General features: G+C 32.6%; 3 protein-coding genes and 1 pseudogene. 3 read left to right on the top strand and 1 reads right to left on the bottom strand.

All coding sequences use genetic code 11. The annotated features are described in order from the left end of the window. A partial coding sequence (locus AB4Y90_RS17940) for a hypothetical protein (protein WP_441558921.1) occupies positions 1-248 on the bottom strand: 248 nt, incomplete at its 3' end. A 68-nt stretch (positions 249-316) separates the two neighbouring features. On the opposite strand from AB4Y90_RS17940, the pseudogene AB4Y90_RS17935 reads away from it, so the two are divergent. From AB4Y90_RS17935 to AB4Y90_RS17925, 3 genes and pseudogenes are all read left to right on the top strand, one after another. Continuing rightward, positions 317-445, top strand: a pseudogene (locus AB4Y90_RS17935) (helix-turn-helix domain-containing protein); the annotation flags it as partial. 24 nt (positions 446-469) lie between these two features. Beyond that, the gene (locus AB4Y90_RS17930; RefSeq protein ID WP_441558920.1) at positions 470-790 is read left to right on the top strand and encodes a hypothetical protein; all 321 of its coding nucleotides are present in this window, start codon (positions 470-472) and stop codon (positions 788-790) included. A 149-nt stretch (positions 791-939) separates the two neighbouring features. Then, positions 940-2,026, top strand: a 1,087-nt coding sequence (locus AB4Y90_RS17925) for a DEAD/DEAH box helicase family protein (protein ID WP_441558919.1), incomplete at its 3' end; no start/stop codon positions are given.

The following is a 2,026-nucleotide window of genomic DNA, read 5'->3' as shown; positions in this document are numbered from 1 at the left end:
AGCCAACTCATTGAAAAAAGATTATCAATCTTAATCATGAAATCTACAATTTTAATTTCACCAAATCTCTCTCTATAATGCATTAAAGGAGTAAGGTACTGATTACCAAAAACGCTAGATAGGATAAAATTTAAATTTCCAAATAAATTAGAACTTTCCCGAGTTGTTATACTACCGTTTGTTATCGCTTCATAATGCTTTATGTATTTACCAACATAATCAAGTGTATCAGTACCTTTTGCGATCATATTACGCTTAAACATAAATTCAAAAGCTTTAGTTAAACTTTTGTTGTCATCGCTCTTCAGAGGTCAAAGCACTTCTGAAAATCTCCTCCGGAACGTTGCAAAACCTGCGCACCAATGGAAGCTTATCTTACACCAGGGTCGGCGGGACACTATATTACAATTACAAAGACATTGAAGAAATGCTGAAGAAGCAATGATAGTTCACAATAACGAAAACAACTATGAATTATATCAAACACCTCACAGCTTTCTACGAAAAGGTGGCTCAGGATAATACGCTTAATCCATCACACATCAGCCTCTATTTAGCATTATTCCAGTTCTGGAATTTCAGCCGTTTCCGAAATCCGGTCAGTATTTCACGCGATGAAGTGATGCGAATTAGTAAAATCCGTTCAAAAGCCACCTATCACAAATGCCTGAAGAATCTCCATTCTTCGGGCTATATTGATTATCAGCCTTCATACAATCCTTTTCGGGGAAGTCAGGTGGTGATGTTAGATTTTGCTGGGGAGTTGAAGTCTACTTCAAAAAGGCAGTAACAGCAGTTGGAAGATACTAATAAAAGCCTATAATTATAATAAATGGATTATATGATAGTCTAAACCATCGTTTAAAAAAGTATTATTTACAAAAATGCTTACGTAATTACTTGTTTTACTATCTTTAAGACTTAAAACTAAATTAGCCAATGTCTTTCAACGAAGATTCACGAGTTAAAATACCAGCCATCTTGCATTTGTTGAGGTTAGGTTATCAATATATTTCTTTAAAAAACCAAAACAGAATAGAGGAAAATAATATTTTCGAAGAATATCGTCCGGATATCACAATTCTTGTTAATGGAATTCCATTAGCTTTTGTGGAAGTAAAAAAGCCACACAATAAAGATGGAGTTATTGCTGAGCGAAAACGTATTAATGAACGATTTGCAAATAAACATTTCAGACGTTTTGCAAACATCACTCAATTGATGGTCTTCTCAAATAATATGAATTATGAAGACGGAATTGTTGAGCCTATTTTCGGAGCTTATTACGCAACTTCTGCTTATTCTAATATTTCATTTAATTATTTTAGAGAAGATTTAGATTATCCTGTAAAAGGAAGGTTATTAGAACTAAGTGAAGACAAAGAGTTGGAGATTCTGAGAGATAATAATTTGATTGTCATTAAGCACAATCCCGATTTTATCACTAATAAGAATGAAAACAGTCCTATTAATAAAATTCTGACTTCTCTTTTCAGTAAGGAGCGATTAAAATTTATTTTACAGTTTGCTATTGCTTATGTTGAGGAAGAAGATAATGGTAAAACTGTTCATCAAAAACATATTATGCGTTATCCGCAAATTTTTGCAACTCAAGCTATTGCTGCAAAAATTGATTCAGGACAAAATAAAGGTATTATTTGGCATACACAAGGCTCAGGTAAAACTGCTTTAGCTTTTTATAATGTAAAACATTTAACTCATTATTTTTCGAAGAAGCATATTATCCCTAAGTTTTATTTTATTGTTGACCGTCTTGATCTTTTGATTCAAGCTTCAACAGAATTTTCCAATCGTGGTTTAAAAGTAAATCCGGTAAATTCTAAAGCTGATTTTGTTAACGATTTACAAACTGTTGGTGCAATCCATAACGATAGTGGTAAGCCTGAAATTACGGTTGTTAATATCCAAAAGTTTTCTGAGGATGTTACTGTCCTAAAAGATGTAAACTACGATATTAATGTTCAACGGATTTATTTTTTAGATGAAGCGCATCGCTCATATAATC

Origin of the sequence: Chryseobacterium sp. 2TAF14 (assembly GCF_052115105.1) — a bacterium.
Classification (GTDB): Bacteria; Bacteroidota; Bacteroidia; order Flavobacteriales; family Weeksellaceae; genus Chryseobacterium.
This window is presented reverse-complemented; position numbering and strand designations above follow the sequence as displayed.

What these genes read in the sequence shown, in the direction of transcription:
- AB4Y90_RS17930 (WP_441558920.1), top strand. Translation starts at nt 470, where the DNA reads ATGAATTATATCAAACACCTCACAGCTTTCTACGAAAAGGTGGCTCAG.